This is a genomic window from Candidatus Streptomyces philanthi (assembly GCF_059553635.1).
The window spans coordinates 1-3,844 of record NZ_JCANQV010000419.1 but is presented as its reverse complement, the minus strand read 5'-3'; the positions used below and the strand labels follow the sequence as shown (position 1 = coordinate 3,844).

Annotated in this window: 6 protein-coding genes; all 6 read right to left on the bottom strand. The window is 74.3% G+C overall.

The annotated features are described in order from the left end of the window. On the bottom strand, positions 1–772 hold a 772-nt coding region (locus AC51EU_RS28185; RefSeq protein ID WP_496269917.1), incomplete at its 3' end, for a beta-ketoacyl synthase N-terminal-like domain-containing protein. A 26-nt stretch (positions 773–798) separates the two neighbouring features. Beyond that, positions 799–1,197, bottom strand: a complete 399-nt coding sequence (locus AC51EU_RS28180) for a hypothetical protein (RefSeq protein ID WP_496269916.1) — start codon at positions 1,195–1,197, stop codon at positions 799–801. Next, on the bottom strand, positions 1,197–1,604 hold the full coding sequence (locus AC51EU_RS28175) for a hypothetical protein (RefSeq protein WP_496269915.1): 408 nt from the start codon (positions 1,602–1,604) through the stop codon (positions 1,197–1,199). Before AC51EU_RS28175 ends, AC51EU_RS28180 begins: the two co-directional genes overlap by 1 nt. 1 nt (position 1,605) lies before the next feature. Then, a complete protein-coding gene (locus AC51EU_RS28170; protein ID WP_496269914.1) occupies positions 1,606–1,962 on the bottom strand; it encodes a hypothetical protein in 357 nt (118 codons plus the stop codon). Beyond that, positions 1,959–2,972, bottom strand: coding sequence for a hypothetical protein (locus AC51EU_RS28165; protein WP_496269913.1), 1,014 nt, complete (start codon positions 2,970–2,972; stop codon positions 1,959–1,961). Before AC51EU_RS28165 ends, AC51EU_RS28170 begins: the two co-directional genes overlap by 4 nt. Beyond that, positions 2,969–3,787 carry an alpha/beta fold hydrolase gene (locus tag AC51EU_RS28160; RefSeq protein WP_496269912.1) on the bottom strand — a complete coding sequence of 273 codons (819 nt, stop codon included), beginning with the start codon at positions 3,785–3,787 and terminating at the stop codon, positions 2,969–2,971. Before AC51EU_RS28160 ends, AC51EU_RS28165 begins: the two co-directional genes overlap by 4 nt. Between the last annotated feature and the right edge of the window lie 57 nt (positions 3,788–3,844).

The window sequence follows — 3,844 nt, the reverse complement described above, 5'->3', positions numbered from 1 at the left end:
CGCCGTCGACGACCACGCCCATCTCCACGGCGGCGATCTCGGCGAGCACCGGCTGGTCCGGCGCGTCCGGCTGCTCCGTCTCGACCAGCAGGACCGCGCAGCCCTCGCCGAGCGGCTGCCCGGTCCCGGCGCCCGCGTGGTGCTCCAGCCAGGCGCGGCTCGGCGAGAACTCCTCGGCGGCGCCGCACAGCACGGTCCGGGCGCGGCCGGAACGCAGCAGCCGGCGGGCGTAGTTGAGGGCGTGCAGGCCGGCCGCGCGGCCGCCGGCGAGGGTGGTGTTGGGGCCCTGGAGGCGGTGGCGGATGGCGGACTGGCCGGCCGCGCAGTTCATCACCGTGTTGGGGAATCGGGCCGGGTCGACGAAGAACGGCCGCTCCCCGGTGAGGGAGTCGCGGGTGAAGTCCATCATGCTCTGGGCGCTGCCGGTGGTGGTGCCCAGCACCAGCGCCGCGTGCTCGCCGGTGCCCTCGGCGCGGTGGCGTTCCGCGTCGTCGAACAGGGTGCCGATCGCGGTCACCGCGAGGCCGGTGACCCGGTCCATCGAGCGGGTGCCCTTGCGGCCCAGGACCTCGCGGACGTCGAAGCCGGGCACGGTGCACGCCTCGGCGGCGGGCAGCGGGCCCGCCGCTTCGTCCACGGGCGCGGCGGTGGCGCGGCGTTCCCGTATCCCCTCGGCGAACGCCTCCCGGCCCATGCCGTACGGCGAGACCGCCGACCACGCGGTGATGACCGGGCGTCCGGTGCCCGGGACGTCGGGGCTCGTGGCCGCCATGGTTTCTCCTCCCCTGGTGGCTCCGGTCACAGGAAGCACACCCTTCGGTACTCGGGCCAGCGTCCGGCGAGTTCGCCGTCGGCGGCCTTCCCCACTCCGTCCAGCAGCTCCGTGCCCGGGGCGTGGACGGCGAGGGACGATTCCTCGGCCCACACCCGTACGCCCGCGTCCAGCAGCGTCCGCAGGTGGGCGCGGGGGTCGGTCACGGTGGTGACCTCGCGGTCGCCGATGCGCAGCGCGGGCACCGGCGGGGCGGCCACGGCGTAGCCGACGGCGGGGCCGCGCAGCAGCAGGTCGAGGCCGCCGAGCTGGCGGTGGAGTTCGGCGGCGAGGCACAGCTCGTCGAAGAACTGCTTGTCCAGCGCCCCGCGGTGGGCCCGTTCCACGATGGCGAGGGTGCGCGGTTCCGGTGCGGTGTCCGGCATCAGATCCCTCCGATCATCAGGGTCCGGCCGGCCGCCGCCACGTTGTCCGCGTAGCCGGCCGGGGGACGCATCACCACCTGCGGCAGATGGTCCGTGGCGCCCCGGTCGTCGCTGCAGAAGCGGCAGCCGTACCAGTACAGCCGGTCCGGGAACGCCGTCAGCATGGTCTCGGCGAGGCCCGCCAGGGACGGGTAGGCGGTGCCCCAGCCGGCGAGGTTGCGGGGTTTGTCCTCCCCCAGCGACCGCTGGGTGAGCATGGTGGCGTAGCCGCAGGTCCACACCTGGACGGTGCCGCCGCGCTCCAGCAGGGCCTGGGTCAGGCGCAGCGCGCTGGTGGTCTGGTCGCCGGCGTGCGGCGCGCCCATCAAGGTGATCAGGATGTCGGTGGGCGGAATGCGTCGTGCCATGTCAGTGCCACACCGCCTGCGTACCGGGGTCGTCCAGCAGCCAGCCGGCGACGTCGTCCATGCCGGCGACGGCCGTCCCCGGGCGCAGCGCGGCGCCGGTCAGGCCGCGCTGCGCGAGGGAGAAGGAGTCGACCGCCAGCGTGCCGCCCTCCTCCTGGAACCGGTCCAGTTCCCCGTCGTCCCCGGCGAGCGCCAGCGCCGCGCCGTCCTGGACGAGGAAGAGGAGGACCCGGTCGCCCGCCAGGACGCGTGCCACCGCGTCCCGGCGGAAGCCCGCGCCGCCCGGCTCCGTCCGGCCCTGGCTCTCGACGAGCAGCAGGTGCCGCCGGCCGTCGTCCTTCTCCCACGGGGGCCTCACGCCTGACGCACCCCGTTGATCGCGTCGAGCACCCGCTGGTCGAAGTTGACCAGGCTCCAGTCGCGGCGGTTCTCGATGACGGCGTAGCCGTGGACGATGCGGCCGGTCTGGGTGAGGACCAGGCGCCCGTCGCGGACGACGTAGTTGTCCATGCGGGAGGTGTAGGTGAAGTCCTTGAAGACCTCCTCCACCGTGTACACGGTGTACAGGTCCTCCTCCATCAGCGCCTCGTCGACGACGCGCACGGTGGAGCGCGGGACGACGGGGATCCAGCGGCGGTCGTCCAGCAGCGTCTTGATGGAGATGCCGCGGTCGGCGACGAAGAGGTCCTTGGCCTCCTCCATCAGCCGCAGGTAGCCGGAGAGCTGGATGCGCTCGGTGAAGTGGCAGTACGGGTAGCCCAGGCGCCACTTCCAGGCGAAGGCGTTGCTGCCCTCGGTCAGCGCGGCGATCACCGGGTCCTGCCCGCCGTCCGCGCCGTTCTCCAGCGCCGCGGTGACCGCGGCCTGGAGCGCGGGGTCGGCGGCCGGCGGCTCGGCCAGGTCCTCGCCGAGCCGGGCGGCGGCGAAGCGGGCCAGTGCGGCCGGGGGCTCGGTGGCGCTGTCCAGGTAGGTGTCGGTGCGCAGCGCGACGCGGACCTTGGAGGTGACGGCCTTGACGCGCTCGCCGTCCCGCTCGACGGTGACGGTGACCTTGAAGCCGATCGTCCGGTCGCCGTCCTTGGTCCACGGCGTGACCTCGGCCTCGGCCAGGTCGTCCATGTGGAAGGCGTGCAGGATGCGGGTGTCGAGCTCCACGAGGTCCACGCCGAGGCCGTACTCCTCGTACAGGCCGCGGGCGGGCAGCCCCGCCTGGCGGAAGTGGTCCAGGACCGCTTCCTCGACCATGTAGTTGACGTGCTTGAAGCCGATCCAGGTGCAGATGTTGGAGCCCTCGTAGCGGGGGCGTACGGCCACGGTGGTGGCGGTGTCGAGGAGCGCCTTGACGGCGGTCTCGGTGACGGTGGTCATCGTTGCGTCTCCAAGGGGGTGAGGGCGTCGGCCGGAGCGGCGAGGAAGTCGCGGATCTCGGCGGCGAACCGCTCGGGTTGTTCGATCATCGGGAAGTGGCCGCAGCCGGGCAGGTGCCGCAGCCGCGCCGAGGGCAGCGCCCCCGCGAGGACCTCGCTCTCGGCGGGTGGCGCCGCGGTGTCCAGGGCGCCGGCCAGGACGAGGCAGGGCGCGGTGACGCGGGCGGGCCGCAGCCGCGGGGTGCGCAGGTACAGGTCGAAGAAGCGCAGCCAGCCGTGCGGCCCGACGCGGTCGCGTACCCGCAGGGCCATCGCCCGCTGCACGTCCGGCGGGAAGCGGCCGCCGGAGTGGACCCGGATGCCCTCCTCCATGATCAGGTGGAAGTCGCCGAGGTAGTGGGTGATGGTGTCCCAGTCGAACGCGCCGGCGTCGCGCCGGTAGAACGGTGAGACCAGGACGAGACGGCGGATGCCGAGCCGGGCGCAGGCGTCGTCCCCGTCGCCGCCCTCGCCGTCCAGCAGGGCGAGCAGGGCGGTGGCCGCCATCGAGTGGGCGACGACCACCTCGGGGCGGCCCGCCGCGTCCAGCGCCTCGCGCAGCCACACGGACGGGTCGGGTCCCGCGGCCCAGTCCTCCGGGCCCTCGGCGCGCCACGGGAGGCGGGCGGTCCACACCTGGTACCGCTCCGGCATCAGCTCCGCGCAGCGGTCCCAGACGGTGTCGGCGGCCGCGAGGCCGTGCAGCAGCAGCATCCGGGGGCCGTCGGTGCCGGTGCGCCGGCGGACGGAGAGGGGCGGTGCGGGCGCCTCGGGCATCACACCGCTCCGGGGGCGTGCAGGACCAGCCCCGCCACCGCGTCGTCGGCCGCGGTG